Below are 25,631 nucleotides of genomic sequence, written 5' to 3'. Positions count from 1 at the left end.
ATTATTTGCCCCATATAGCATCCAACATTTTCTGCCTTGTAACGAACCACGCAGGGAGGAATCCCGCCACTATTCCCATGAAGATCATGGCAAATGCACTTTGAGCCAGCAGCGAAATGTTGATTTCCGGAGCCAGTTCAAGTGTCTCGAAGAATATCAGAGGATTTGCCCGTAAGTAAAGGGCAACGGCCAAAAATAAGACCAGACCCAGGCCAACTCCGGAGATTACATAAAACAGACTAATAAAAAAATAAGAAATAATTATTGATCCGGGACTGATTCCAATAGCTTTTAGTATGCCAATTTCTCTTTTTCTGTTTAGCGTATTAATGTAAATGATGATAAAGATCAGTGCAGCACCCACAATTAAACCGACTACAGTTGACATCAGATCAATGACTCTCATACTTTGCAGACCTTGATCGATAGAGACTTCGATTTTTTCCTGCCATGTGGATACATATTCTTTTACTCCAACAGTGATGATCTTTTCCTTAACCCTGTCTTCCTCTCCTACAGCAGTTTTTACTATCACAGAAGATGCTTTGCCTTCACCGGACATATTAAGGACTGACTCAAGTTCTTGATAGTGGACTAATGCAGTTACATCTTTAGCTTCTATATCCCCAGTCCCTTTACCGTGAATTCCTTTGACTTTGTATTCCCTCTCAACACCATTACTATATCTTACAGTGATTATCGAACCGACAGTAACACCTTCAAGAGTATCGAGGGTTTCTGACGATTCGCCAATGCCTGCCAGTGAGGCGCCAAGCATGATCTCATCCCTGGCGAGCTTACCTAAGAACTCTCCCTGGGTCACAATATCGGGATATTTGGATACTGCTTCCTCACCGGAGGGGATAACTCCCAAAATTCTGGCGCTCGGAACAACCTTTTGCCGATATTGCAGCGAACCTCCGGTACCCAGTCTCTTTGTGGCTCCTTCCACTCCATCAATACTTTCTATTTTTAACAAAACATTATCAACATCGCTTATATAGGCGTTATCTCCTGTGGGCTCAACAACAATGTCTCCGAATTCATAGTCCCTAATAGGTAATATGAAAGTGTACACCATGCCCTGTGTCAGCGAAGGCAGAAATACGAGATTCAGGTAAATGAGAGTGAGAACAAGAATAATGAAGATAGTAGTTTTTTTGTTCCCTCTCCGGATGGAAGTTGATGCACTGACAAAACCGACATTGACATTATCCTTCAGCATTTTCACCATCTTCCGGTCATTTGGTGTTCTCTTTATCCGAGTGGCGATCTTTGTGCAAATACCGAATAATCCTGTCCTTTGCTTTTCCGGCTTGGGAGTTGCGATAAAGAAGACCGCCAATAATGAGAAGTATAAATATAATAGCTATAGAGCTTCCAGTGTTTGAACCGCCTTCTGACGCATAAATAGTTACATTGGTTTTTAACTCGTGATCTCCGAAATCGTCACTGTAGGTGATAGCGATAGGAAATTCATACTTTCCCTCTTTATCGATGATAAAAGTGAAGATAGCAGGTCCGTCTTCATTGGATTCTAATGTTCCAACGAATGACTGTTTGTTTCCCCTGAAAGGATGATCCGCATAGACCTGAACTGATTTTGCAGATACAGTGCCCGGGTTTTCCACCCGCAGAGTGAGTTCGACCGAATCTCCTTCTTTTGGTAAAACAGGGTCAGTTTTAATTGAAGCAAAACTCAATTCTGCTCTGCCCCTGGACAGAAACCCTATTGTTTCTATAGTAGAGAGGTTTAACTGTTCAGCTTCATCAGTAAAAGATACTCTAATCGGGATATTGTATGTTTTTGCCTCAGCCTCTTTACTGAGCTGCAAATGGAAATTCACAGTCTCGGACTTTCCCGCATCTAATAGAGAAAGAAATTTGCTGTTGTCATCCAGAGGGGCTATCTCCGGGAGTTCATCCAGATCCAAACTAATACGTGCATTTTTTGCATTTCCTGTCCCTACACTGTTCACTTTAACTGACAAGTTAAAATTTTCTCCCGGCTGGATAACCTCATCGGATAACAGGGACTCAATTTCAAGATCAGGTTTCCCTTCAACATAAATTTTTATATTTTTTATATAGCCTGCCTCACCATTTTTCATTCTGGATATTGCATTATTCTCGTTACTGGAGATCCTGAATGTTAGCTCATATTCTCCGGATTTTGCTTTTGGGTCGACAGTGAAATGATAAAATGCTTCATAGTTACCGTATTCGGAAATCTTCGGAATAACTGTGATTGGTTCAGTATAATGTTTTGAAACATTGTATTCTGTATTTGAATATTTGAAATGAAATGGATAGTTATCTTCTATCTCTAAAACAATACCTTCAGCAGGTTTTCTTCCATAATTTTCAATATTGATTTTTACAAACATATCTTGTCCGGGTCTGGCCGGCTGCGGACTAACCTCAGCTGAGAGAATTTCAAAATTTGCATTTGGTGATGGCTCATAAGTCCCTGCACTAACCACATTTATATTTGAGATAACAATGAGCATAACCACTGCTATCTTAATTGAAATTCTCGACAGATTCATGACCGTTCACCCACCCTGTGACTTATGCAGAGAGGGATTTCTCGCAGATTGTTTAGTAATATCATCAATTTTGAGACTTTTCGTAAATGTTCGTTGCACTTTACAAAACTACTAATTTTTTTTATAAGCATCTTAATGATGAGAACTTCTGTGCTTACACCTTGGGATCTTCTTTTCATGGTATATCCTCTTAATCAAAAAGTATCTTAATAATTAAGATAATTACTGATTAAGATATATGAGCTTTTTTATCATGGAGCTTTTTAAAGTAAAGCAAAAATTAGGCTAATACCGCCTCTTCATCACCATAGAGTGGTTAAATCAGAAACCCGCAAAATCATTCTTTATCTGATTTCTCACGAGAAACAGTCAGGACCCGGAAGACATACCTCTCTTGTTGTCCGCATTCTGACAGAACAACACTTCCTTGACAGCGCAGTTGCCAACGGAAACTGAGCGTAGGTGGCAGCGAGGTTAGCCTCGGAATTATTGAGAAGCTTGCAAAGAAGAAAATGGCAAGAAAACAGGAACAATAATAGAATAAATTTGAAGGATGAAGCTTTGAGCTTCATCTTTACTCATTCTTTTTTGAGAACTCATTAAGCTTCAGGAAAAGATTCTGCTATATTAAGCAGCTCTGCCTTATCAAGAGAGGAGATGATAGTGACTTCAAGCTCTTCATCTTGCCAAGTCAGAGCTTTCATATTTCCACCAAATATTGGAGAAATCGTACCGTTCATGTTATTTACCTGAATATATTCTCCTTCATTTTCAAAATCCTGAATTTCAGGTAAGCCTTTTTCAGAAACGCCTTCAATGATACGTATTTCATTATCTCCTTTTGTATACACGAGAGTGATTTTTTCGTAATGCTGCCCTGCAAAAACGCTGAAACCACTATGGACAAAAGTCGAATAAGGCATATCCTTACTGGAAGAGACCATTGAATAATTAAATTCGTAGCCCTCCGGAAGATATTCAGGAGTGAGTATTTCAAAATCAATAAACTGTTTTGCTTCTTCAAGCGTCATTTTTTCGGTTTCATTTTTGAAGTCTTCCGATCCCAGTACTTTTACCTGCGCGCCATCTGGAACTTTAAATTCAGAGTCTGGAATTCCAGCGTTCAATTTCACATCCCGGATTTCTATCTCAAGATAAGGATTCCCTTCATTGTCATACAGTTCACACCTGATGAGCATCCAGTTTTCTCCGTCAACCCATATTTTTGATTTCCATTGGAGCGATTCGTTTTTCTCGGAAGGGGTAAGCTCAAGTACATATGCGTTATTCCCATCGATGTTTTCGGTCCCGAGGAGGGAAGGTAGCTTCCCATTAAGAATAATACCATTCAAAAACTCAGCATAAACATCAGGCTCGAAGAGTTTCAAATCATTAAAATCATCAGAAATCTCCGTTTTGAAAACAGTCCTGGATTCGGAATTATAGATCCATTGGAAATCTCCGTCAATGCCATAATTACTTCCGTATCTTTATCCGGGCTTAAAATAGTCATTTTCATTAAATCGGGTTTTTTCCATATAATTTCATGCACTTCTGGATTCTGCTGCCTTGAAGTTGAATTTACATACATAGTAAAAGAATAGTCTTCGAGACTGTCCATTTCCATCTGCATGTTAGACACAATTTCTTCAGCACTGGGTTGAATGTTAGATGAAACTTCTTCGGCACCGGACTCTTCTGCACAACCTGAAATAAAAATGGAGAAGGTTATCAGGAACAAGGTGAGCAGTAAATGTCTTTTGAATCTATTCTTCATTTATTTTTCCCCAATTTAGGTATTTTTTGTATTTCAACAGATTCTTAAAAAGAAAAAAATGGATAAAAAAGACAAGCTATTCAAGATAGCGTCTTTTACACCTTAAAGGATTTAACCCATTCCGGCCTTCCAGGAGGATTACTTTCTAGCATTTCTCTCCATTCTTCATCCGTTAATCTTTCCCCTGAGGGCTGCCAGAATTCGTAATAACTCATTACAGGACCTGCTCCAAGTACAATCCTGCCATCAGGCTGTTTATAAGCTATTACTATCAGGTCCAGTTTTCCGGTTCCTTCTTCCAAAACCCTCCCTTCCCCATCTGTATAGACATCGGCGACCATGACAGAGCTCTGGGCGTCCTCTTCCACGTTCTCAAGCATCGGGGCTATATTTTGTTCGAAATTTTTGATGAATTCGTACTCTTCATCTGTCAGCTCTTTGTTTTCAAGCTCTTTAACCGAGATTTCCATCAGCTTTTCAAGGGTGCTTTCAAGAGTTGTAAAATCTTTATCCGACTGCTCATCAAGCACCTTCATTTCCGCCAGCCCGCTGTGTGCCATTTTTGTAAGGGCAAGCATCCTGGCATAGAATTCAGGTACTGGCTCCACATATCCTTGAACAGGCTTTTCTTCCAGATTATAGAATGCACTTGTGAAATAGGCCTGCTTTGAATAGAGAATAGTATCGTGCCTGAGTTCGGTCCAGGAAGCAAGAGCCGCATTCAGCTGTTTATCTTCCCAGGCTTCGGTCTGCATAAAGGTAGGATAGCCCTCTGGATAACTTACAAGGAGAGGCTTTAAGGCGTATAGTTGGGCCCAGTAAAGGTTTTTATTCCAGTCATCTTCATCAAGAGCTCCAAATTCATTTTCCAGAGATAGATAGTGCATTTTGTATTCTTCGTTTTCGGAAACATTCAGGTTTTTCAGGTGTTTTCTGGCTCTTTCAGAACCGAGGAGATCCATGATGTTCAGGGCTGGAGGATAGAGTTTCTGTAGAATATAAGAGTCTGGAGTGTAGCGTTGCCCCATGAACCTGAACCCTTTCGTGGCCTCAAGAGTTTTGTTTTCAGTTTCTGAACCTACTGGAATTATTTCTCCGGTACCTCCATAGATTTTCGGGCTTTCATATCTTTCCAGCTCGGTCTTCAGTGCTGTAAGGTTTTCTCTATCCAAGCTTGGTTCTTCTCTATCATTCCCAAAGACAGTATCCAGAGCTTTTGCATATTCATAAGGCCCGAGGTCGTCGGAAAAACCGACATAGAAAGCTGTCACGTCATAGATTCTGTCCCATTCAGCCTGAAGGTTTTTGTCCCTGTCAAAATGGTCAGAAATCAAAAGGGCCTGAATGGTCTGAATTCTGGCCTGCTTTTCAGATTTTTCCGCAGCTGACTTTTCTGTAACCGAATATTCCGTCGTTAATTCTTTTGCAGTAATCATGTCCGGTTGAAGTAGCAGACTTATTCTACCGTGCCACATCATGGCCTTAAAGTAGTTCTTCAATTTCTCAGAAGATGTATAGTGTCCCCGTGGGGCGTACTGAGAGTAATCTTCATCGTAATTGAAAATCGGAGAAAGTGCAGAACCTTCTCGAGCCTCTATCAGGCGTATTTCGGCCTCTACATCATCTTTTACAAATGAGGGGATTCCAACACTGTATTGTTTTGCATCCTGAGAATCGAAATTCTTCCCTGGAATTACCAGTTTTTCTTCTATCTGCTCTGGTTTCGGTTCAAGTAGGCTCAAAGCTACGGCAAAGTAGGCAACATTTCTTCTAGCAGCTTCTACTACTTCGTCAGAAGCTTTATTCTCTACCGACCTGTTATAATCCTCGATGGAGGCTTCAAGGAGAGCTTTATCAAGTTTCCAAAGGATGTCGTAAAATTCCTTTTCTTCGACCCGTTTTAAAGTTTCATCAAACTGGATGTGATAAAGATGAAGAAGAGAATCCGTCGTGATGAAGATAGGAACGCCAGCCATTTTTAGATCCTTGTAAGTTTCGTTTACTCTCACAGGCTCTGCTTCGAACAGTCCTCCGGCTGCTCCACTTTCAATTACAACGAATCCATTTTTGTACAGTAAATTCCTGCTGTCGTTTGTCAGGGGAATTTTCTGGGAGAAATATTCATAATTTGCAATTTCAGAAGCTTTTAGAGGTAAAGAATAAGGAGGAACATCTGCCTCAAACTGTAGGCTTTTTTTACTGTAATATCCGAAAAAAGAGCTTTTTTTTTCAGACTCAATGATAGCTTTGCTTTCTTCCGAGAAGTTTTCCTCATGAGCAGTTTCTACTGTAGCATTGGATGAAGTGTCCTGACTGTCTGTTACTTCATCCAGTTTGGCTTCTTTGACTGGTTCGCTACTACTGTCAATGCAGCCCGACCCAGGTATCAGTGACACCATAAGCAGGCAGATAACTATCAATGTTCTGATTTTCAGGTAAAGTCCCTCCATTTTTAACTTATGCAGGCAAATTCAGAAACAATTAAAAAATAAAAAAACACAAATAACTGCAGATTTTTAATTATTGCGACTGAAAGGGCTCTGTAGAAATCCTCTGATACAATGAATCTCCATTAATTTTAACTGAATGGTCGGATTCATTTTTACTTAGTTATTTTCGTCCTCCTGAAACTGACTTAGGTAGGTTTTCTACAGAGTCACTGAAAGAAAACTATTATACTTACTCTAAACTCAGTTTCTGAGATCCGATTGATATCTTCTATCCAAACTCCGCAGACGTACACAAACGTACAACTTATTTGCCGATTTTCCTCGCGGAAATTCTTTAAAAATGAAAAAGACGCAAATATTTACGTCTTAAAGTTTATGCTGTAAGAGGAGTTACACCGAGCTTAGACGTTACTTCCCCGCATGGAATATAAACAGTGGCTGGTATAGATTGATTTACTGTCGTCCATCCACATATTATTCCAACGATCTTATAATTCCCATTATAATAAGCATATACAGGTCCACCGCTATCTCCACTTGTGCATGTTGTAGTCATTAATTCTATTTTATCCATATAATGCCCACCAATGGTCTGACCTGTCAAAACTCCGATGTATTGTCCTGTCACAGATCCACTTGCTCTTCCAGATTTTGTAAGAGTCATGCCTGAAATTCCGCCCGAATAGTAACCATCTACGTTCACAAAATTTCCTCCACCGGTATGTATTCGAGCCGCAACATTACTATATGGTACAAAAGCTGCATCAGTATTTGTACCGATTTTTGAAACTGTTCCAGCCTGATTTCCAGAGCCGTATATTGGCTGGTATGATGGTAAGCCCGTTTGGAACCAAGATGTATGTCCAGTAGTTACATATCCATTGGCATTATCACTATTTCTTTTAGCAGCAAATCCTATAGTCCCGTCAGCTCCAGAACCCCCATTAACTATAGTAAGCGCTATCCCTCCTGTAATAGGGCGACGATAAACAAGGTACGGGTCTACAGAACTTGTTGAAACTTGATTAATGGAAGCAGAAGTAATATTTATTGGGGTGCCAGTAGAAAAAACAATTGGCACATCTTTAATGTTTAGTTTTATTGCTTGTTTATTTATTAGATCGACAATGGCATCAAAATCCTCGTTTTTAATATCATACCTTTCGTCGACAATAATCCAAAAATAACCGTCTGCATGTGTACCGTATGCTACAAGTGGGCCTGCAGGGTAAAAGTATGGCTTCATTTCATTGCTCTCATTCAGGTTAACCCTGATACAATCCAACGTATTAAGCCATTTGTAAACTTCAGTACCTGTTGTAATTTCAGGAACTTTGCCATACGTTCTTAAAGCGCCCTCATTTTCACTCATTTTTTCCAGGATATGGGAATCTGTTGGAGGAATCTGTTTGATTATCGAGTTTAGCTCCTCTGATGTAATTAGTCCTGGCTCTGCAACTGCTATATCAATAGCATCTTCAGATAATATTTCGGCACTCGCCACCGGCACAAAGGCCGTGCTCATCAGGAATATTGTCAAAAACAATATTCCTATTCCAATATTTCTTCTTCATTGTCACAATCACTCCTGTTTATTTCCCAGGAGGCGGATCAAGCAAGCCTTAAATAATTGCAAGGCTAACACTAACTCATGCCTCCGGGCGACGTGGGGTTCAAATAGACTTTTCCAGAGAGAATTTGAGCTCCACTAAACATCTTTTTAATGTTCATTTTTTTCATGAATTTACTCTTATAATTAATTTGTGGCCAAATCATCCAACTGAGAGTATAGGTGAACCTAAATCCGAGTTTTTTGGAGATTTATAGGGCTATTAAATTGTCAGTTGGACGATTTGGTCATAAAATTTAAGTAAACTATCTTGACAAGTATTAAAAAGAGGGCTAACAATGTCAAGAAAGATATTTTTGATTATGTTGACAACTTTGCTTTTTTTATCTTCCACTGCAGCAGCAACAACTGAGAATATAGATAAAGAAGAAATCTCAAGCAACTATACCGTAACACCTGTAACTGACACTGAAACCTAGACAGTTGACGGGGATACTGGTATCCAGACAATATATGATACGATCAGGCAGGGAGAGACAAACCTGCATGAAAAAACTGTAAGTAGCAGCATAACCCTTCTGGTTGTGGACCTTAACTGGGGATACCAAACTAATTCGCTTCGGCTTAAGATATACACACCTAGTGGCTCAGTGTTAGGTCCTTACTACGACAATGCAGACGGCACAACTGACGGCAGGATTCGCCTGAATATTCAAAATCCAAACGGAATTGAACCAGGAACCTGGAAGTATGAAGTATACGGGTACAAGGTAACCGGGACAGAAGATTATACAATCTGAATATAGAAATTGAATTAATCAAATTATGTGGAAGGCGAGCTTACTTTTTATTCTCGTTTTGAGTACCGTAGGCACAGCTAGTGCAGATGCTGGAGGATATACTGTTGGTCCCTGCCCACCTGATGAAGAGCTCGAAAAGCTGGGCGATACCGTCGATATGAGCGGGGCGGATAGGACTCTTACCTTCTGGGAATTCCCTTTATCATTCAAGATAGCTTACATCGTGGGATATCTGATTGCTTTTATTTCTTTTTTTAAACTGGTTCCAATAGTCCTGGGCCAGATAAAGAACATAAATAAATATAAAAAGAGAAAGGAAATTATTAATTACGTGCTGAACAAGCCGGGATGCACACCATCCGAAATTTCAAAAGGCCTGAATATTAGCCGGGGATCTGTGAGGTATCAGCTGAAGGCACTCAAAGGTGAAGAGAAATTGACTTTAATGAGTGGAGGAAAGTTCACAAGAGCTTTTCAAAATTCCTATGTTTTAACAAACAACGAAAAAATAATGATAGCACATCTTAAAGGCGATACAAGAAAACAAATACTTCTTAATATTCTGGAAAATCCTGGGATTACAAATCAGGAAATCTCAGAAAAGCTGAGTTTAGACAAAAGTACTACTCACTGGCATATAAAAAAGTTACGGGAAGACGATATTATTATTTCCGAAGCAGAATGGAAGTTCACAAAATATATTATAAACCCTGCTGTGGAACCAGATCTACTAAAATGGCTTAAAACATAAAGCATGAGACGGTTTTCTTTCTGTGTTAAAAAAGAAATTAGATAGCTGCAAAGAGAGATAGCAACTATCAAAGCAATCCATACTTTGTTCTTAAGAACTGTACTTTCTCACTTATCAATTTTCTATTAGCTATTAAACCCTGGCTTTTATTCAGTATGTAATAATCAATATACAGGAATCAAACCCGGATTATCTCCTGTAATGCAATCTCCACCTTCAGCAGTTACTATGAAGGTGTTTTCGATTCCGACCATACCGATATTTTCAATTCCTTTTTTAGGTTCGAGGGCAAATACCATTCCTTCCTGCAAGGGCTCATCAAATCCTTCGGCAATTACAGGAGTTTCATCGATTAATAAGCCGACTCCATGCCCGAGGAATTTAACTTTACGGTTGCCGAAGCCCATGAAGTTTTGCAGGAATTCCTTATCGAGTCTATTCATTATGGCATCATAGATTTGGGAAGGAGTATTTCCGGATTTCAGCATTGATGCAGCTTCATTCTGTATATCCACACATTTATTGTGGATGTCTATCGCATACTGCGGGAGGGAAGATCCAAACATGTACGTTGTTGTCTTGTCCGTGTGGTAACCGTCAACTCCGCATCCGACGTCAACAAAGACAAGGTCACCTTTTCTTAATTTCCGATCCCTGCTTCCGAGCACGGGTGCTGCTGGGCACAACCCGAACTTTCCGCCGGGTCCGTTAAAGTAAGTCGGATAAATGGAGCTTTCCCCGAAACAGACATTTCCCAGGATCATCTCCGTATCGAACATGCCAAAACGACATGCTCCGTGGTGCCCTTTCTCTACAAGAACTGAAAACAGCTCAGTTGACAGGTCAGCTTCACTCATTCCTTCCCGCAACATCCCGGGTACAAGGTTCTCAAGAACATGCTGATGGATCCTGCCGGCTTCCCGCAGCAAAGACAGTTCATACTCACTTTTTACTGCTCTGATAGCGCAAATCTGAGCATCAACGGGTTTAACGTTCTTAAAGGGGAAATATTTTTGAAACCTTTGATATAAAGCCAGAGGGACTACTTCAGTTTCCAGATATACCGTATCCGGAAGCTTGCTTGCTTTACTTACACTCCCGATAGCATCACGGAAACTGTTCATTGGTTCTATACTGGAAAACAATGATTCGTCCACCGCTCTTTCATAACTGCGCCGCACCCATAATGTCGCCTCTTCGTTCCTGGGAATGATTAACATTCCGTCCTGCATGGTGCCGGTAAAGTAATAAAGATTGATTTTGCTAAAGATAACAGCGATTTCCCAATCAGGGTTTGATAAGTCCATCTGTTTTCTGAAGCATCTCATACGGTTTTTCAATTCGGTTAAAGGTATTTTCTTAATCATGGGAATCCCTTTATTAGGTTTATCTGCCCTCAATTATAGAAGTGTAACCCACAATAGCCAGTTTAGCAGAAATTATAAAAAAAATGCCTTTTTTAATGACATTTTTTAGCAATAATATATTGTCTGTATGAACTCAATTAAATCAAAATCAAATTCATTGGCCAGAAAATTACTCTGAGTATAGCCAGGAAGCCGACAGAAACTGTTAAATATTTATTTATATGTCTAAGAGCATATTCTAGCTTATTAAGTGCGTTATTTGACGCATTTAATGTTTTTACATGCTATTTAATAGTCAAAGAAAGTAAATTATATTATGAGGTCGGCATCTTGGTTAAGGAACAGATAGTAAAACCAAAGGCTGATAACACAGCTAAGAAAACAGAGATAAAGGTCAATAAATCTCCAAAAGTAGAGAGTAAGCCCCATTATATTCCAGGTTCCTGGAAAGGTACAGCGCAGAAGAAAGTTATATCGAACACTGGCTACAAACCCCGGTATGTCCCCGGATTCTGGAAACCAGCAGCAGAAAGTAAACCCAGGTATACTCCCGGCTCCTGGAAAGGAACCGTAGAGAAAAAGAAGTTATCTAAGATCATTTATAAACCTCGTTATATTCCGGGATTCTGGAAACCGGCTCCGGAGAGTAAGCCTAGATATATCCCTGGTTTCTGGAAAGGAATAACAGAGAAAAAGAAGATATCGAAGCTCAGCTATAAGCCTCGCTATACTCCCGGCTTCTGGAGTCCAGTTACGGAAAGTCCGAAGGTTGAGAGTAAACCCAGATATATCCCTGGATCCTGGAAAGGAATAACAATAAAAAAAGTCCCATCAAGAACTGGCTACAAACCTCGCTACATTCCAGGGTTCTGGAGAACAACGAAGGAAAGTTCAAGGATAGAGAGCAAAACTCGTTATATACCAGGTTTCTGGACAGGGACGACACAGAAGAAAACTATATCGAAGATAAGCTATAAACCACATTACTTCCCCGGCTTCTGGAGACCAGCCGCCTGAAAACGGATAGAACTTATGTGCTTCGAAAGCAAGTAAGCGCTAGAAACATATCGTAAATATCATGATTTAGATAGTATAAAGGTTCATGCCACTTGTTTAGAGATTTAACCTGATTATTTCATTAATCAGCCAATGGGATGTTTTTGCATTATAACCCTATACGTGCAAATTTAGAATTAAGTGCAGTTGACATGTAACCTTCGCATTTGATAGTGGTTGTTCTACCACTATCACTATTTTTCCAGAAGTTTTTGTAAGTTTTTCAGGTTTATCTCCCATTTTTCTAAATCTATAGAAAATGTATCCATAAAATGAGATTAACAGAAACTAATGAATAGATATGTAAGAGTACTTGATTTTCAGATTTACCCTGTAAAAAGATGAAAGAAATATCATTACATTGTAAGTCCCATTTTTTTCTAAAACAGAAAAAATAATTAGAAGGGAGACAAATTAAAAGGAAACAAAAAGTAAAATAAACAGAAACAAAGTAGACAGGGCTTGAAAAGGGGTTATCATGCTTGGGAAATATGAGGACCTTGTTGAAAAGGCATCGGAAATGGGAATTAAGGCTTATTTTTTGAAAGCAGGAGATATTCCTATTGAGAATAGGATTGCATTGAAGTGTGCTTACGGATGCAGAGGTTATGGAAAGAGGTTGAGCTGCCCTCCCTATGTCATGTCGATTGATGAGTTCAGGAAAGTCATAAGGGAGTACAGCAGTGCCCTTCTCCTTGTAGACGAATATGACACATCAGGAATTCAGGACGTTCTTGAAGCCTGGTCAGGGCTTCGGAAGGATTCCTTTCATAAGATGTTAGAGCTTGAACAGGAAGCTTTCAGGGAAGGCTTTACCTTTGCACACCTCCTGAGACCCGGCTCCTGCAATGAATGTGAGATCTGCAACCTTGAAAAATGCATAAAGCCTGAAATGAGGCGCTTTGCACCCGAGGCTGTTGGAATAAATGTCCAGAAAGCAATGGAAGAAGCAGGACTTGTTCTTGAATTCTGCAAACCGGAAAAGACCTCATGTGTCGGGATTCTGTTGTTAGAGTGAAGTATGACCGGGAAAGCCGGAATTAAAACTTCAAAACAGGAAATTAAAGCCGAGGTAACTGTCTGTTCCATAAGAAGTCATCAAAGGAACACTTTTACTTTTCCCCGGAGGGTAATTTTGCCACGTAGCAGATCTGTTCAAGGGGCACGGAAATTTTCAGTGTAAATATCCCTTTTGCTCCCGCGGGTGAAATTCCGGATTTTTCCGATGATAAGCTGCTGCCTGTATAAAGGTTTTCAAGAAGGTAGACTGTGTTACTATTGACCGAACCATACCCGAAGACAGTATCATAACCTGGTTCTCCAAGGTCTTCGGCTGAAGAGCACAGAATTTCACGGATTTCACTGCTGTTCTTCTCAGGATGTATGCTCCAGACAAGAGCACAAATCCCTGCAACAGAGGGAGCAGAAGCGCTTGTACCTGCAAAGAGGCTGTCCATCCCATTTGTGCCTGAAACTCTCACACTACCTGGCCCACTGAAATCTATCTTGTTCCTGAGCTCGTACTCGGGATAGTAAATGCTTACAGGACCGCGCGAAGAATAGGATGCTATACCTGTAATTTGTGGATTTCCCGAATCAACAGCTCCAACGCAAATAACCTCCGGGACGGCAGGATGCCCGAAGACAGAGTCCTCCTCAACAAGGTTATCAGGATGGATTTTTACTGAAGAGTTCGCATAAATGTAAACTTCCAGTATCCTATCTTTTCCGGAATGTTTTTTGACGGAAACACTGACTTTCTTTAAGGTTTCTTCCGTGTTGGTGTACTTGACATATTCAAGAGGGGTACCTGTACCGCTCTGAACCTTTTTACTTGCGGCAAGTTCTTTCCCACTGAAGAGGTCATAGAGGTAGAGATCATAATCGTTTTCGGAACTGTTCCAAGAATCATTCCACTGGAGGACTACAGTCGTCTTCTCCCCTTGAGGGATATCTATGTAAATGTTTCTGGAAGTGCTGGTTCCTGAACTGAAATCATGCCAGCCCGATCCGTTGTCAAAAAACATTCCCTGGTAATGTCGTCCTGCATCGTTACCTGCTGCACTTACATACAGAATACCCTGATCTTCTATAACTTCTCTGACATGAGAAGCTACAATTCCGTCCTCGAAGAAAGGTTCGTCGGGCCATCCCACATCATCACAGATAATCTGGCAGCCTTCGGCAATAAGAGCATCAACAGCTCTGTTAAACTCAAGCTTGTTATCGCCTGCGCTATGAAAGTACAGTTCTGCACCCGGAGATACCTCATGGACTACTTCGAGTATTACTGTACCCTCAGTTCCTTTTCCTGGGGAAAGTATATGCACATCTTCAGGGAGAGCTCCAAGTGCTACGGCTTCGGATATATCTTCTACACCATCAGAAATTATTCCTATTTTAACTCCAGATCCAGTAAAACTATCAGGTTTCCGGAAATTCCTTGAAGAAAAAAGCCCTTTTTCTCCTCTGTCTATTTTTCTAATAATAGGAGAAATAGCCGGCTGGACTGAACACACCCCTTTAAGGGAGGATACTGTCTCAAGTGATTCCAGCTTGACACTTACTGCATCAGTACCGGAGTCTTCATCCCACTCTTTAACTGTGGCGCAGGAGGTCAGGACTTCTTTATCTGTGTCGGGAAAAAGACGGATATATGCAGTCAGGTTCTCTTCTGTTTCTTCCTGGTTTTCTATTGTTTCTTTAAAGATAGTTCCAGAATCTTTCTCCACGGGTTTCAAAACAGATGAGTTTGAGTACATTAGAATAGATGAATCTGAGTAAAGTAGTTCTAAGTCTGATAGAGCAGACCCTGAAAGTTGAGAATCAGAAATTTCATGTTCAGATCCTGTAAATCCCTTTTCTCCATATACCATAAAACTGGTAGAAGAAAACAAGCCTGTAAAGACTGCGGTCAAAGTCAACAGGTACAATACTCTTGTGGTGTAACTCCCCAGATACACTACCCCCAATAGTGATTATGTAGTACTCAACGCTGTAAACAGGACACAGGTATATGCGAAGTAATTCATGAAGCAATACTTAAACGGAATTAATTTATTTTAACATATAACGAGATACATTATAAATATTTCTATCAATTTTTACAGCAGTTAAAACGAAAGCAAAAGGATTAAACAGTAGCATCTGAATATTTTTGTTTTTCAAAAACATGAAAAAAGCATTAAAACTGAACAAAATAATTTTGCTATAACATTAAATATTATAATTTAATGATTGAAGACAGAAGATATATTAACTTCCTGACATATGTTATGGAAAGACATAGCAAACTGGAGGTCTTGTTCAAATTGAATTCTGAAAAGCTGAAAATAGCTGTTCTTGGAGGAACCGGTAATATAGGAGAAGGAATGGTGTTAAGGCTTGCCCTTCAAAACCTTATGCCTGAAGGTGTGAAGAATGAGATAATTATTGGGTCCAGATCTCTGGAAACTGCGGATGAAGCCGCAAAAAAAGCATTATCAGAACTTGAAAACTGCGGGTTCGATACATCCAGAATGACAATTAACGGCATGGGCAACCTTGAAGCCTCACAGGCAGCCGAAGTAATAATACTCACGATTCGTTTTGACCACGTTCTGCCTTTGCTAGAAGAAATAAAAGAGGCTCTGGAGAATAAGATCGTTATTTCGCCTGTTGTTCCGATGGTAAAAGAAGGAAGCTTTATGGCATACAGGCCTCCTGCAGAGGGTTCAGCAGCCCTTGCAATTCAGAAAAATGTCCCGGAGTCCACCAGAGTTGTTGCCGCCTTCCATAACATCCCTGCAGGGAAACTCAGAGATGTTGTTAAATGCAAAGCCGTGCACGATGCACTTGTTTGCAGTGACGATGCAAAAGCAAAGGAGCTTGTGATGGAACTTACAAGGCATATGGGATGCCTCAAACCCCTTGACGGAGGCCCTCTTAAACAGGCAAGTACAATGGAATCTCTGACACCGTTGCTCATCAATCTTGCAAAACTGAATGGGCTTAAAGACCTCGGAATAAACTTCTCCTGAAAATATCAGATTAAAAGGGTCGGAAGAACGTACATCTGGAAAAAGATTGCAGGGAAAAATAAACTTCTGGGGTGTTGGATTTACTCAAAATGACTTATCTTATATATAAGATCAGACATATAATTAAGAAACGAGAGTTATACGGAAGAGAAAAAAAACTTTTGCTCCAGGTCATTAAACAGGTCACTAAACTATAGAGATGCAAAACAAAAAATAGAGTTAGTTTCACCCCTGAAGACATCAGATCTCTGAAGGAATCAGATCTTTGTTTTCAAAAGATTTCTAAAGAGCTATCAGAATTTGTAATTACCCTTATTTGTAATTACCTTTGATCCGAATTTTAACCCAGTAGATTAGCTCATGTTAAATATCATAAGAGTAATACGAACATACAATAAAGAATTAATAAAGGATTCGTTTAGTGAAGAATTATTTTAGTAAAGAGTTCATCATTAAAGAATCTAACTGAAAAACTATCTGGAAAAATCCGATGGAAGTAAGTTATCCATTCTGAAAAATCAGAAACTCTGCCATCATATTCTGCCCTTAAACGCAGGGTTTTATCCGACATGCTTCTTTCGATTATACTTTACTTTTTCTAAAACGGAAGAATCAATATCAAAACCAGACAGTGAACCTGTATGAGTGAAGAACTGCTAAAAGTGTTAAAAGCTGCAGGGCTTGATGTACTTTCCTGCATGCACTGCGGTACATGCACAGGCAGCTGTCCTTCGGGACGGCATACCGGGCTCAATACCCGGAGAATAATTAGGGATGCACGCAAGAACAGACCTGCTGTTCTGTCAGACGACGATCTGTGGCTCTGTACAACCTGCTATACCTGCCAGGAGCGCTGCCCGCGCGGAATACCAATTACAGATGCCCTTCTTGAGCTCAGGAGACTGGCTGTCAGGCAAGGGTTTATGCGTCCCGAGCACCGCCGTGTTTCGGAAATGGTTCTTGAATGCGGACATGCAGTTCCCCTTGATGAAGAAACAAAGAAAAAGAGGGAAGAACTCGGGCTGGATCCCATACCAGAGACCGTCCAGAAATATCCTGAAGCCCTTGAAGAGCTGAAAGCTCTCCTCAAAACCTGTAAATTCGATGAACTGACGGCTGAAAAATAAGGAGGCAGAAATAATGAACAAATTATCGCTGTTTCTTGGCTGTATCGTACCCAACCGCTACCCGGGAATTGAGAAAGCAACTAAACTCTGCCTGGAGAGACTTGAAATCGATGCTTCAGACCTTCCCGGAGCTTCCTGCTGCCCTGCCCCGGGAGTGTTCAAGTCTTTTGATAAAGCAACATGGCTTGCCCTTGCCAGCCGGAATATAGTCCTCTCGGAAAGAATGGATAGAGATATCCTGACAGTTTGCAACGGCTGTTATGGCTCTCTGGCAGATGCAAATATGGAACTTAAAAAAGATCCTGAAATGAAAGCCTGTACAAACAGCTGTCTCAAAGGAATAGGTATGGAGTTTAAAGGGACTGCCGAGGTAAGACACATAATCGAATTTCTATACAGGGAACTCGGACCTGAAAAACTCAAAGGTTACATTACAACTCCACTTGACCTGAAAGTAGCCCTGCACTATGGATGTCATCTGATCAAACCTTCAAAGGACAGGAATCTCGGAGAAACGGAATCACCTGTATTCTTTGATGAACTGGTTGAAGCCACCGGCGCAAAAAGTGTGGATTACACAGACAAAATGATGTGCTGCGGAGCAGGAGGAGGAGTCCGTTCAGGGTACGCTGCCGAATCCCTGGAAATGCTTGAACATAAACTTGCCTGCATCCGGAAAGCAGAAGTGGACTGTATAGTTAATGCCTGTCCTTTCTGCCATCTTCAGTTTGACAGGGGGCAGCTTGCCGTCAATGAGAAATTCGAAACAGACTACTCTATCCCGGTTCTCCATTACTCCCAGCTCCTTGGCCTTGCTCTCGGCTTTTCCCCGGACCAGCTGGGAATAGAGCAGAACGCAGTTCAGAACATCGAGTTTCTTGCAAAAATCTATGAGATAAGTGCAGGTTTAAGGTGAAATCACAGGAAAGTAAGGCCGAAAGAAAATATTTTGGATTCTCGCCTTCCTGCCATATTCTTATCTGCCGGCCTGCATGTACCAGAGGCATTTTTGCCTCCACTTGCAGGTTCCACAGACCTCTTCAATATCAGAAGCGTTATTAAGTTTGGAATTTATGAGCCTGAAAGCTTCATCTGCTTTTACAAAAGTTCCATCTTCTATCTTTAGTTTTTCCAGAACAGTAAGATCCATCTGTCTGATCCTGCGCGAAAGGACAGATTCCTGAATAGTGCATTCCCTTTTGCTGGGGCAGGAAATACAGATTGCATCACACTCGGTTACAAGTTTAAGAAGTCTGGAAGGAAGAGCTTCAAGATCCGAAATCACAGCCCGCATATTGGCAACAAAGGCAGGACTGTATCCATACCCCTGGAACCCCTGAATACAGCAAAGGTGATGAGCCCTGATCTTTATTAGTTGAGAGTCGTGTTCAGAATCAGTTTCCGATTTGGATTTGGATTTTTCTGACATGCATTTCTCCGGGGCTTGAATATCACAAATTAAAAACCAGATACGAAGTTTATTCTATAAAATCAATTTCTGAATCCCCTTGATAGGGAAGTTCCAGAAGAGGAAGTGTTATTGAAGGGGCTTCAGAATATTTAGAGAATAGTATGTCGTAGCCTGTTTTAAGGCCGAGCATAATATTCAGGTCAGTTCGATCATCATTAAGAAGCAGCGCCTGCCCGATAGGATTGCAAGCTGCCTCAAACTCCAGGTCACCGGTTTTTTTGATGTTCAGGCTCTCTTTTTCAATACTGCAAACCTTGCAGCAAACCGAAAATACCTCAAAGTATCTTGAGAGGATGTCATAGACCAGCCTGGCTTCCCTCTCATGCTCTATACAGAAAGCAATTCCTATCTTTCTGTACCCAAGCCTTTTTGAGTAAATTGCAATTTCCTCTAGCTTTGTTCTCTTTACAGGGTCCGATTCAAGCCAGGCGGAAATCTGGATTGACTTAAGATTCTCGCCATTATAACCAAGTCCCGATTTTATAACGGAGCAGTTTTTGCCTGTAAGGCATTCCTTATTCCTGCACAACGCGCACTGCACACTTTTTCTCCACGGAGCTTTTAATATGCATAGGTATTACAATCATAAATAAACTTTGCAGGTATAAATATTTCCATGAAAATAAGAAATGTACTGGTAGAACTCATAACGAGCAGACCTGATTAAAAAAACTTAACGAGAAAAGAAAAACTCTCGTTTGAGAAATAAGAAAAAATTAAAAACTCCGGAAGTTATTTCCTTGCTTTCGGCATAGGACCTTCATAGAGTTTTTCAAGAGCATTAACGATTTCTTCAAGCTTGTTGAAAGGAATACCTATAAGCATTTCATTGTTTTCTATATCAGTAGCTTTCCTGCATCCGAAGCAACCTAAAGAAACATTTATTTCTCCTGTCAGGCTTGGCAGGATAGTTGTGTCGGCACAGGTTGCCTGGAAAGCTGCGCTGCTAAAGTTAACCCTTCCACCTTTATGGTAGGTACTTGCAGGGATGATCCAGTAAATAGTTTCCGGTTTGTCCACAAGAACAACCACATCAGGCTCGACTTTTGCATCCTTCAAAGGCCCTACAACGGTTGCAGTCCTGCTTTCGGGTTCAAAAGCCGGACGCTGTGATATCATTGCGGCTGCAGCTTCCACGCTGTCAAACATTCCCAGGTTGTAGTGGAACTCCCCTGAGGCTACCTTTTCAGGTGTAGGAATAATCCCGAGGCTTGAGGCGCCTACTACGCAGGCATGTTTATCTGCAGGAATTACGAAAGACTCCCCTTTCCTGGCTCTCATAATTGACTGGCAGTGTCTGAGGTTTTTATCGGGTTCGTGATACCCTTCGGGTATGGGCTCTCCTTTTTTAATAACTTTGACTGCTACCGGTTCACACTTAAGGTCAAGGAACTTGACCAGTTTCTCTGCAAGCTGATTATAATCCATGTTCTTCCCTCACCAACTATCTATTAAATTCGTTAACTTTTGAACTCGTTACTATTGAATTCACTATTTATTGAACTCACTACCAAATTATTGCTCAATCATCTACAATTTACAAGCAATGTAAAAAGAAGAAACTGCTATACTAATTAACAGCTGCCATATTATTTAACTTTCTAACTTTTGATTTCCTATTATTCGAGAAGGCTAAGATTTCCTGATTTTGAGAGCTCTTGAACACGTTTCTTTTTCGAAAGACTCTGAAAGCCTCATTTCGATCTCTTCCCAGAGCTTACGGACAATGTTTGCGAATTCCACAGCCCCGGAATCCATCCAGTGAGCGGCATATTCGATCACGGTTTCTTCCTTTACCATTGCCTTTGTAGTTATGTCCGTATAAGGTAAACAGGCAAGAAGAGGAATTCCGGCTTCCCTGCAAAAAGCCTCAATTTCAAGGCTCTTTTTTTTGTTGATATCATATCTGTTAATGCAGGCAACAGTAGGGATTTTGAAATGAGCGGTAAGCTCGACTGCCCGTTTCAGGTCATGGAGTCCTGAAACAGTGGGTTCGCTGACTACAAGGACAAGGTCAGTTCCGGTAATTGCTGCCATAACCGGGCAGCCGGTACCTGGAGGGCCGTCAATAAGAATAAGTTTGCAGCAATATTGATCTGCAAGTTCTGCTGCTTTTTTTCTAACCATATTCACAAGTTTTCCACTTGCCTCCTCTCCGATATCCAGTTTTGCATGAGCCATCGGCCCGAAACGGGTTATGGAGGAAACTGCCTGCCCTGAAACTCTAGGTACTAAAGATACCGCATTTTCAGGACAGGCGACAGTACAGACTGCACAGCCTTCGCAGCCATACGGGTTTATTGTGAAGTTTTCAAGGACTGCTCCAAATCTGCACACCTCCCGGCAAATACTACAACCGGTACAGAGATTCGGGTCAATGGATGCAAGCTCGAGTCCCGGACAATTCTCTCTATTAATTACCTGAGGCTTAAGGATAAGAGGCAGATCAGATGCATCAACATCGCAGTCCGCAAGTGCGGCATTTTCCGAGAGAGATGAAAAGGCAGCTGTAAGAGTGGTCTTTCCGCAACCACCTTTTCCGCTAATAATAGCCAGCTGCCTCATTGTACCCCCGTATTTTTGCAAGCCAGTCCTTTTATGGTTCCGAACATGTGTTCGAATTTCTTTTTCCATTCAGGCATTTCCTTAACAAAGGGAATGCCTTCCGAATAGAGCCTGGCAATTGTTCTATCATCAGGAATGCGGAGAAGAACAGGTATCCCTTCAGCCCTGCAAAAATCTTCCACCCTTGAATCCCCAAGCCCATCCCGGTTAAGAACAACTCCTACGGGAACATTAAGAGCTTTTGCAGCCTCCAGAGCAAGAAGGAAGTCATGAAAACCAAAAGGTGTGGACTCTGTTACAAGCACACAATAATCTGCACATTCCATAACTTCAAGGACAGGACATGCCGTCCCCGGAGGGGAATCGATGATTACAGGTTTGCTCTCATCGATATGATTCTGAAGCGATCTTATTACAGGCGTTGCCATGGCTTTCCCTATGTTCAGAGTACCGCACAGAAATGTAAGAGGAGATCCACAGGGCGCTTTTTTGATAACTCCGATAGGCTCGGGCTTTTCTTCTATAGCTCCTGCCGGACAGACAAGGCTACAGCCACCACAGCCGTGGCAAAGGGAAGGAAATGAAAGGATTTTTTTGGGAAGGGAAACCAGAGCATTATACTTGCAAAAACTAGCACAGTTCCTGCATAGTGTACACCTATCAGGATCTATCTCAGGAACCAGACAGTTCACTTCTTCTACGGGCTCCAGTTCAAACCCAAGAAACAGGTTGCAATTAGGCTCTTCCACGTCACAGTCAAGAAGCTGCACGTCTTCGAGAGCAAGGGCAAGGTTCACTGCAACTGTAGTTTTTCCGGTACCGCCTTTGCCGCTTGCGATTGCAATTCTCATGAACTGTGCCTTCTGCTATGCACACAAATTAAGAAGCTATCTCAGTGATGGTGGTCGTGTTCCGCACAGGTATTCTCGGCACTGGCATTATTGAGCTGACCTGCTTTCCAGGCTTCTATCGTGTCCTGAACCGTACCTCTTGCTCCTACGAAAACATCGATTCCATAGGATTCGAAAATCTTGACAGCTCTATACCCCAGTCCTGAACAAAGCATAATTTCCACACCATTCTTGTAAAGTAACTCAGGTGGCAGGTCTGTTCCACCCATGTGATCGCTGGTATTAGGGATCACGGAAACTTCTCCACTATCAGTATCCAGAATAGTATAAGTAGGAGCTTTTCCGAAGTGTTGTTCTACAGCCCCTTCCATGCCGTTGTTATCTCTTGTGGGTACACATACTTTCATACAGATCACCTTTTATTTTTACAGTTACTTCGCATGAAATACTACTAAAAAATGAAATACTACTAAAAAATTTTGTATATTTGAAAGATTTAATTTTCAGTTTGAACCTTTAATTCAAACCTTATTCATACCGTTATAATTGGAAACGTTCGGGCTCTTAAGAATGGGAAGTTTTCCGGATTGATACTCTCGAAGGGCAAAGGAGACTGTGTTTCTGATTCCAGAGTAGATTTCAATCCCTGCTTCAAAGAGTACAGAGAAGGAATTCGGTCCCACACTTCCAGTTAAGAGCGTATCTATCCCTGCACCCGCAACTGCCTCTGCTGCCCTGATTCCCGCACCACTGGAAGCTTCTGAGCCTGGATTTTTGATTGATGTTACTGAACCTGCATCCGGATCAATAATTACGAAATAATTGCATCTCCCGAATTGAGGGTCTACTTCAGAATCAGGGTCCTTTCCACAGGCACTTATGCAGATTTTCATATTTTATGCTCCTATGTAATCTACTGACTCTCAATTGAGCATTCATCTGTAAACTTTAGAGTGGGTGAATGCACTCAGTCCCGCACAGCGTGGAGAAGTCAGAGATATGCAAAGTATAATTTCACACATATGTGCGTAAATATTTATAATTTTCCATTTGAAAAGAGAAATTGTTATATATTTATTCTACAATGTGCATAAGTAACCTATGAAAAAATGCAGAGGAAGACCTAAATGCCCGAGGCGCGTTGAACAAACTCCTGATGTCACATATTTCAAGCCCAGAGGGGTTCCACTGTCAGAGCTTGAAGTGGTGTCCCTCACGGTAGAGGAGCTTGAGGCTCTCAGGCTTGTAGATGTCGAAGATCTGAGGCAAGAAGACGCAGCCGCCAGGGTAGGAGTATCCAGAAGGGCTTTCTGGGAAGATCTGAAAGCTGCCAGAATGAAAGTAGCTCTTGCCCTGAGCACAGGAAAGGCAATAGAAATTAAAGGCGGTAACTATATCAGGGCTGAGGGTGCTGACATTAATGAAGATGCTGACGCGTGAAAGAGACTTATGAAAAGGGGAAAAACATAAAATTGCGGAAATTTTGGACAGGCGATAAAAATGACAGATAAGGTTCAACCACTGGAAAGCTTATCGAAAAAGCCCGAGGAACCGAAAATCGTAGTCAACCTCAGGCGTATAAAACGCAAGATCATGGTAATGAGCGGTAAGGGCGGGGTAGGGAAAAGCACAATTGCTGCAAACCTCGCTGTCGGGCTTGCTCTCCGCGGGCACAGGGTAGGTCTTCTGGACTGTGATATCCACGGCCCGACCATCCCCACGATTTTCGGACTGGAGTCCGCAAGACCCGAAGTAAACGAAGAAGGAATTCTCCCGATTCAGGTGCTTCCTAATCTCTCAGTAATGTCTATTGGTTTTCTGCTAGAAAATAAAGACTCACCCATAATCTGGAGAGGCCCTGCCAAAATGGGAGCAATCAAGCAGTTCCTGGAAGAAGTATTCTGGGGAGCGCTTGACTTTTTGATTATCGACCTGCCCCCGGGAACTGGAGACGAGCCCCTGAGCGTAGCGCAGCTTATTCCTAACTGCGACGGCTCCGTACTTGTTACAACCCCTCAGGATGTAGCCCTTGTCAGTGTCCGGAAATCAATCACATTTTCGGAAAAGCTAAACGTGCCTATAATAGGGCTTGTGGACAATATGCACGGGCTTATCTGTCCCCACTGTGACAAGCCTATAGATGTATTCGGAAGCGGAGGCGTTGAAAAAGCCTCAAAAGACTTCAATGTCCCAATTCTTGCCAGACTCCCTATAGAGCCCAAAATTGCAGAAATGGAAGATAAGGGCACGGTGGTTCAGGACTATCTTAAACATAGCACGGAATGGCAGAAGAATTTCGAAAACGTAGTAAGCGCCGTAGAAAAAACCCTTGAAAAAGAGTAAAGCTCATCTTTATTCTCTTTTTTTCTTTTTTGACTCCATCATTTCTCTACGTACTTTTTCCATTCCGGCTTAAGGAGTCTAAGGCTTAAGGAATCTAAGGCTTAAGGAGTCTAATATAGTTATTGATTTTTACTGTATTAAATACCTTAAATTGGGAAGTAGATACCTGTTACATTATTTACAGTTAATTATTTGTGTATCATAAATAATTCAATTGCAGAATTAGGGCTTTCAGAGTCAATAGAACAAAATTATTTGAGATAGAAAAGAGCTAAAAGATAAGAAAAAGCTAATACTGGTACAAAAAGCCTAAAAGAACTACAAAATGAAAAATCAACGTTGAGAACATGAAAAAGTTAGTTATATTACTGATCCTGCTCGCGGCTGTACTCTTTACGGCAGGCTGTACTGAAGACTCGGAAAATGGCATAAACGAGATTTCCCCAGATTTCAGAGATGCTCAGGAGGAAACTCAGGAAATAAGTGTTGTTGAAAACATGACCGATCTGGCACAGATTAACGCGTCCGTTCAGGAAGGGCCGGTCTTTGTGAAAATCGGGTCCGAAAGATGTGGTCCATGTCGACAGATGAAACCTATCCTGAGCGATCTGGCAGCAGAATACACAGGAAAAGCTACGGTCATGTCTGGAGATATAGATCAGAGTCCTCAAATCGCAGTATACTTCGGAATAAACTATATCCCTGACTCATTTGTGATTGTGGGCATTGAAAACGGAGAATATGTTTACATGCGGGAAGACGGAAGTGTTACCACAGACAGGTTCCAGGCAAGAATTATGGGACTTAGAGAAAAGCAGGTGTACGAAGAACTTCTTGACAGAGCTATTCTTTACCATGAAAACGTAAATGCAGAATAAGAAGTGGTCTTATCGGAAAGCCGAACTTCAAGCTCTCCCTATCAGCTGAAAAACTCA

The 25,631-nt window shown here is 41.3% G+C and carries 27 protein-coding genes; 12 read left to right on the top strand and 15 right to left on the bottom strand.

Going from position 1 to position 25,631, the window contains the following annotated elements; genetic code table 11:
- Window position 1: 1 nt before the first annotated feature.
- Window positions 2-1,225 (bottom strand): ABC transporter permease, encoded by a 1,224-nt coding sequence (locus MSHOH_RS02260; RefSeq protein ID WP_048143044.1) that lies wholly within the window; start codon window positions 1,223-1,225, stop codon window positions 2-4.
- Window positions 1,226-1,241: 16 nt separating this feature from the next.
- The gene (locus MSHOH_RS02255; protein WP_048137010.1) at window positions 1,242-2,549 is read right to left on the bottom strand and encodes a COG1361 S-layer family protein; all 1,308 of its coding nucleotides are present in this window, start codon (window positions 2,547-2,549) and stop codon (window positions 1,242-1,244) included.
- Between the two features lie 312 nt (window positions 2,550-2,861).
- Between MSHOH_RS02255 and MSHOH_RS24185 the strand changes: the two genes are divergently transcribed.
- Complete coding sequence (locus MSHOH_RS24185) at window positions 2,862-3,005, top strand: hypothetical protein (RefSeq protein ID WP_162197580.1); 144 nt, start codon at window positions 2,862-2,864, stop codon at window positions 3,003-3,005.
- Window positions 3,006-3,148: 143 nt separating this feature from the next.
- On the opposite strand, the gene MSHOH_RS02245 is transcribed toward MSHOH_RS24185, so the two are convergent.
- The 4 genes from MSHOH_RS02245 to MSHOH_RS02235 all read right to left on the bottom strand — a co-directional run bounded on the left by MSHOH_RS02245 (window position 3,149) and on the right by MSHOH_RS02235 (window position 8,316).
- Window positions 3,149-3,958: an outer membrane lipoprotein-sorting protein gene (locus MSHOH_RS02245; RefSeq protein WP_239451347.1), complete on the bottom strand. Its 810-nt coding sequence runs from the start codon at window positions 3,956-3,958 to the stop codon at window positions 3,149-3,151.
- Window positions 3,934-4,326 (bottom strand): hypothetical protein, encoded by a 393-nt coding sequence (locus MSHOH_RS24955; RefSeq protein ID WP_239451168.1) that lies wholly within the window; start codon window positions 4,324-4,326, stop codon window positions 3,934-3,936. Before MSHOH_RS24955 ends, MSHOH_RS02245 begins: the two co-directional genes overlap by 25 nt.
- Window positions 4,327-4,421: 95 nt before the next feature.
- Window positions 4,422-6,725: a DUF3160 domain-containing protein gene (locus MSHOH_RS02240; RefSeq protein ID WP_239451167.1), complete on the bottom strand. Its 2,304-nt coding sequence runs from the start codon at window positions 6,723-6,725 to the stop codon at window positions 4,422-4,424.
- A gap of 424 nt (window positions 6,726-7,149) precedes the next feature.
- A complete protein-coding gene (locus tag MSHOH_RS02235; protein ID WP_048137006.1) occupies window positions 7,150-8,316 on the bottom strand; it encodes a chymotrypsin family serine protease in 1,167 nt (388 codons plus the stop codon).
- 368 nt (window positions 8,317-8,684) lie between these two features.
- On the opposite strand from MSHOH_RS02235, the gene MSHOH_RS24950 reads away from it, so the two are divergent.
- The 3 genes from MSHOH_RS24950 (at window position 8,685) to MSHOH_RS02225 (ending at window position 9,897) form a co-directional block, all read left to right on the top strand.
- Window positions 8,685-8,825, top strand: a complete 141-nt coding sequence (locus MSHOH_RS24950; RefSeq protein WP_158024022.1) for a hypothetical protein — start codon at window positions 8,685-8,687, stop codon at window positions 8,823-8,825.
- A 105-nt stretch (window positions 8,826-8,930) separates the two neighbouring features.
- Window positions 8,931-9,146 (top strand): hypothetical protein, encoded by a 216-nt coding sequence (locus MSHOH_RS24945; RefSeq protein ID WP_239451166.1) that lies wholly within the window; start codon window positions 8,931-8,933, stop codon window positions 9,144-9,146.
- A gap of 223 nt (window positions 9,147-9,369) precedes the next feature.
- Entirely contained in the window at window positions 9,370-9,897 is a 528-nt protein-coding gene (locus MSHOH_RS02225) for a winged helix-turn-helix transcriptional regulator (RefSeq protein WP_239451165.1), read from the top strand.
- Window positions 9,898-10,061: 164 nt separating this feature from the next.
- Here the strand turns inward: MSHOH_RS02225 and MSHOH_RS02220 are convergent, their stop codons facing one another.
- Window positions 10,062-11,264 carry a M24 family metallopeptidase gene (locus MSHOH_RS02220; protein ID WP_048143040.1) on the bottom strand — a complete coding sequence of 401 codons (1,203 nt, stop codon included), beginning with the start codon at window positions 11,262-11,264 and terminating at the stop codon, window positions 10,062-10,064.
- A 330-nt stretch (window positions 11,265-11,594) separates the two neighbouring features.
- Between MSHOH_RS02220 and MSHOH_RS02215 the strand changes: the two genes are divergently transcribed.
- Window positions 11,595-12,281, top strand: a complete 687-nt coding sequence (locus MSHOH_RS02215; RefSeq protein WP_048137002.1) for a hypothetical protein — start codon at window positions 11,595-11,597, stop codon at window positions 12,279-12,281.
- Between the two features lie 517 nt (window positions 12,282-12,798).
- Window positions 12,799-13,338, top strand: coding sequence for a DUF2284 domain-containing protein (locus MSHOH_RS02210; RefSeq protein WP_048137000.1), 540 nt, complete (start codon window positions 12,799-12,801; stop codon window positions 13,336-13,338).
- A gap of 94 nt (window positions 13,339-13,432) precedes the next feature.
- Here the strand turns inward: MSHOH_RS02210 and MSHOH_RS02205 are convergent, their stop codons facing one another.
- Window positions 13,433-15,283 (bottom strand): S8 family peptidase, encoded by a 1,851-nt coding sequence (locus tag MSHOH_RS02205; protein ID WP_239451164.1) that lies wholly within the window; start codon window positions 15,281-15,283, stop codon window positions 13,433-13,435.
- A 348-nt stretch (window positions 15,284-15,631) separates the two neighbouring features.
- On the opposite strand from MSHOH_RS02205, the gene npdG reads away from it, so the two are divergent.
- The 3 genes from npdG (at window position 15,632) to hdrB (ending at window position 18,382) form a co-directional block, all read left to right on the top strand.
- Entirely contained in the window at window positions 15,632-16,339 is a 708-nt protein-coding gene (npdG, locus tag MSHOH_RS02200; RefSeq protein WP_052730671.1) for an NADPH-dependent F420 reductase, read from the top strand.
- 641 nt (window positions 16,340-16,980) lie between these two features.
- Window positions 16,981-17,466, top strand: coding sequence for a CoB--CoM heterodisulfide reductase subunit C (hdrC, locus tag MSHOH_RS02195; protein ID WP_048136994.1), 486 nt, complete (start codon window positions 16,981-16,983; stop codon window positions 17,464-17,466).
- 13 nt (window positions 17,467-17,479) lie between these two features.
- Window positions 17,480-18,382 (top strand): CoB--CoM heterodisulfide reductase subunit B, encoded by a 903-nt coding sequence (gene hdrB / locus MSHOH_RS02190; protein WP_048136992.1) that lies wholly within the window; start codon window positions 17,480-17,482, stop codon window positions 18,380-18,382.
- Between the two features lie 60 nt (window positions 18,383-18,442).
- Here the strand turns inward: hdrB and MSHOH_RS02185 are convergent, their stop codons facing one another.
- The 7 genes from MSHOH_RS02185 to MSHOH_RS02155 form a co-directional block, all read right to left on the bottom strand.
- A complete protein-coding gene (locus MSHOH_RS02185; RefSeq protein WP_048136990.1) occupies window positions 18,443-18,895 on the bottom strand; it encodes a DUF1284 domain-containing protein in 453 nt (150 codons plus the stop codon).
- Window positions 18,896-18,944: 49 nt separating this feature from the next.
- On the bottom strand, window positions 18,945-19,478 hold the full coding sequence (locus tag MSHOH_RS02180; RefSeq protein WP_048136988.1) for a DUF1847 domain-containing protein: 534 nt from the start codon (window positions 19,476-19,478) through the stop codon (window positions 18,945-18,947).
- A 191-nt stretch (window positions 19,479-19,669) separates the two neighbouring features.
- On the bottom strand, window positions 19,670-20,365 hold the full coding sequence (locus MSHOH_RS02175; RefSeq protein WP_048136986.1) for a DUF169 domain-containing protein: 696 nt from the start codon (window positions 20,363-20,365) through the stop codon (window positions 19,670-19,672).
- Between the two features lie 204 nt (window positions 20,366-20,569).
- Window positions 20,570-21,502 carry a nucleotide-binding protein gene (locus MSHOH_RS02170; protein WP_048136984.1) on the bottom strand — a complete coding sequence of 311 codons (933 nt, stop codon included), beginning with the start codon at window positions 21,500-21,502 and terminating at the stop codon, window positions 20,570-20,572.
- On the bottom strand, window positions 21,499-22,353 hold the full coding sequence (locus MSHOH_RS02165) for an ATP-binding protein (protein ID WP_048136982.1): 855 nt from the start codon (window positions 22,351-22,353) through the stop codon (window positions 21,499-21,501). Before MSHOH_RS02165 ends, MSHOH_RS02170 begins: the two co-directional genes overlap by 4 nt.
- Window positions 22,354-22,394: 41 nt before the next feature.
- On the bottom strand, window positions 22,395-22,760 hold the full coding sequence (locus tag MSHOH_RS02160) for a NifB/NifX family molybdenum-iron cluster-binding protein (protein WP_048136980.1): 366 nt from the start codon (window positions 22,758-22,760) through the stop codon (window positions 22,395-22,397).
- A gap of 114 nt (window positions 22,761-22,874) precedes the next feature.
- Window positions 22,875-23,246 carry a NifB/NifX family molybdenum-iron cluster-binding protein gene (locus MSHOH_RS02155; protein ID WP_048136978.1) on the bottom strand — a complete coding sequence of 124 codons (372 nt, stop codon included), beginning with the start codon at window positions 23,244-23,246 and terminating at the stop codon, window positions 22,875-22,877.
- 208 nt (window positions 23,247-23,454) lie between these two features.
- Between MSHOH_RS02155 and MSHOH_RS02150 the strand changes: the two genes are divergently transcribed.
- From MSHOH_RS02150 to MSHOH_RS02140, 3 genes are all read left to right on the top strand, one after another.
- A complete protein-coding gene (locus MSHOH_RS02150) occupies window positions 23,455-23,793 on the top strand; it encodes a DUF134 domain-containing protein (RefSeq protein WP_048136976.1) in 339 nt (112 codons plus the stop codon).
- Between the two features lie 60 nt (window positions 23,794-23,853).
- Window positions 23,854-24,696: an Mrp/NBP35 family ATP-binding protein gene (locus MSHOH_RS02145; RefSeq protein WP_048136974.1), complete on the top strand. Its 843-nt coding sequence runs from the start codon at window positions 23,854-23,856 to the stop codon at window positions 24,694-24,696.
- A 347-nt stretch (window positions 24,697-25,043) separates the two neighbouring features.
- A complete protein-coding gene (locus tag MSHOH_RS02140) occupies window positions 25,044-25,574 on the top strand; it encodes a thioredoxin family protein (RefSeq protein ID WP_048136972.1) in 531 nt (176 codons plus the stop codon).
- Window positions 25,575-25,631 lie beyond the last annotated feature (57 nt).

This window comes from Methanosarcina horonobensis HB-1 = JCM 15518 (genome assembly GCF_000970285.1).
GTDB classification, from domain to species: Archaea; Halobacteriota; Methanosarcinia; order Methanosarcinales; family Methanosarcinaceae; genus Methanosarcina; species Methanosarcina horonobensis.
Note: the sequence above shows the minus strand (reverse complement) of the source record. Positions and strands in the feature narration are given on the sequence as shown.

Bases quoted from the DNA above. Each gene is read 5' to 3' on its own strand.
- hdrC (WP_048136994.1), top strand. From the start codon at position 16,981: ATGAGTGAAGAACTGCTAAAAGTGTTAAAAGCTGCAGGGCTTGATGTA.
- MSHOH_RS02175 (WP_048136986.1), bottom strand. From the start codon at position 20,365: ATGGATTATAATCAGCTTGCAGAGAAACTGGTCAAGTTCCTTGACCTT.
- MSHOH_RS02170 (WP_048136984.1), bottom strand. From the start codon at position 21,502: ATGAGGCAGCTGGCTATTATTAGCGGAAAAGGTGGTTGCGGAAAGACC.
- MSHOH_RS02220 (WP_048143040.1), bottom strand. From the start codon at position 11,264: ATGATTAAGAAAATACCTTTAACCGAATTGAAAAACCGTATGAGATGC.
- MSHOH_RS24955 (WP_239451168.1), bottom strand. From the start codon at position 4,326: ATGAAGAATAGATTCAAAAGACATTTACTGCTCACCTTGTTCCTGATA.
- MSHOH_RS02260 (WP_048143044.1), bottom strand. From the start codon at position 1,225: ATGCTGAAGGATAATGTCAATGTCGGTTTTGTCAGTGCATCAACTTCC.
- MSHOH_RS02145 (WP_048136974.1), top strand. From the start codon at position 23,854: ATGACAGATAAGGTTCAACCACTGGAAAGCTTATCGAAAAAGCCCGAG.
- MSHOH_RS02165 (WP_048136982.1), bottom strand. From the start codon at position 22,353: ATGAGAATTGCAATCGCAAGCGGCAAAGGCGGTACCGGAAAAACTACA.
- MSHOH_RS02210 (WP_048137000.1), top strand. From the start codon at position 12,799: ATGCTTGGGAAATATGAGGACCTTGTTGAAAAGGCATCGGAAATGGGA.
- MSHOH_RS02140 (WP_048136972.1), top strand. From the start codon at position 25,044: ATGAAAAAGTTAGTTATATTACTGATCCTGCTCGCGGCTGTACTCTTT.
- MSHOH_RS02155 (WP_048136978.1), bottom strand. From the start codon at position 23,246: ATGAAAATCTGCATAAGTGCCTGTGGAAAGGACCCTGATTCTGAAGTA.
- MSHOH_RS24950 (WP_158024022.1), top strand. From the start codon at position 8,685: ATGTCAAGAAAGATATTTTTGATTATGTTGACAACTTTGCTTTTTTTA.
- MSHOH_RS02160 (WP_048136980.1), bottom strand. From the start codon at position 22,760: ATGAAAGTATGTGTACCCACAAGAGATAACAACGGCATGGAAGGGGCT.
- MSHOH_RS02255 (WP_048137010.1), bottom strand. From the start codon at position 2,549: ATGAATCTGTCGAGAATTTCAATTAAGATAGCAGTGGTTATGCTCATT.
- MSHOH_RS02240 (WP_239451167.1), bottom strand. From the start codon at position 6,725: ATGGTGTCACTGATACCTGGGTCGGGCTGCATTGACAGTAGTAGCGAA.
- hdrB (WP_048136992.1), top strand. From the start codon at position 17,480: ATGAACAAATTATCGCTGTTTCTTGGCTGTATCGTACCCAACCGCTAC.
- MSHOH_RS02185 (WP_048136990.1), bottom strand. From the start codon at position 18,895: ATGTCAGAAAAATCCAAATCCAAATCGGAAACTGATTCTGAACACGAC.
- MSHOH_RS02150 (WP_048136976.1), top strand. From the start codon at position 23,455: ATGAAAAAATGCAGAGGAAGACCTAAATGCCCGAGGCGCGTTGAACAA.